This window comes from Methylobacterium sp. J-090 (assembly GCF_022829345.1).
Taxonomy (GTDB): domain Bacteria; phylum Pseudomonadota; class Alphaproteobacteria; order Rhizobiales; family Beijerinckiaceae; genus Methylobacterium.
Genome location: NZ_JAKSXV010000021.1, coordinates 1 through 498 on the forward strand (window position 1 = coordinate 1; position 498 = coordinate 498).

General features: G+C 70.3%; 1 protein-coding gene. It reads right to left on the bottom strand.

Translation table 11 applies throughout. From position 1 onward, the window contains the following. A partial coding sequence (locus MKK49_RS02490; protein ID WP_409565007.1) for a hypothetical protein occupies nucleotides 1–245 on the bottom strand: 245 nt, incomplete at its 3' end. Nucleotides 246–498 lie beyond the last annotated feature (253 nt).

Genomic DNA, 498 nt, shown 5'->3' on the forward strand with positions numbered 1-498 from the left:
GCCCGCAGGCGTCCGGCCCGGTCCGCCAGGGACTGCGCCCGCAGCCGGGCGAACAGGCCGTCGAGGGCCTCCTCGTCGATCTCGCCGCGATCGAACCGACGGGTGATGGCCAGGGTCACGGCCAGCACGGGGTTGCGGAACGGGTCCTCCGCCGCCTGCTCACGGGATTCCTCGATCAGACCCAAAAGATCCGCTTCGAGGGCCTCGGGGTTCGAAACCGCGTGATCCGGGCTGCGGTCATGCATGCGCATCGCTCGACCTTGATGGGGAGGTGGACGGGGACCGTCATAGGACAGTCCGATGACAATCGGGCAATGCCGGCTCGGAACACCCCGGTGGACAGGCGGCGGAGGACCCGTTCCGCAACCCCGTGCCGAACTGCCCCCGGACCGGTCGGGCGGAGCCACGCAAGGACCGTTCCGGCCGCGCGGCCGATCACCGTCCCGGTCGCATCGCGGGCCATCCTGGGGTAACGCTGATGGCGGCATGGAAACCACC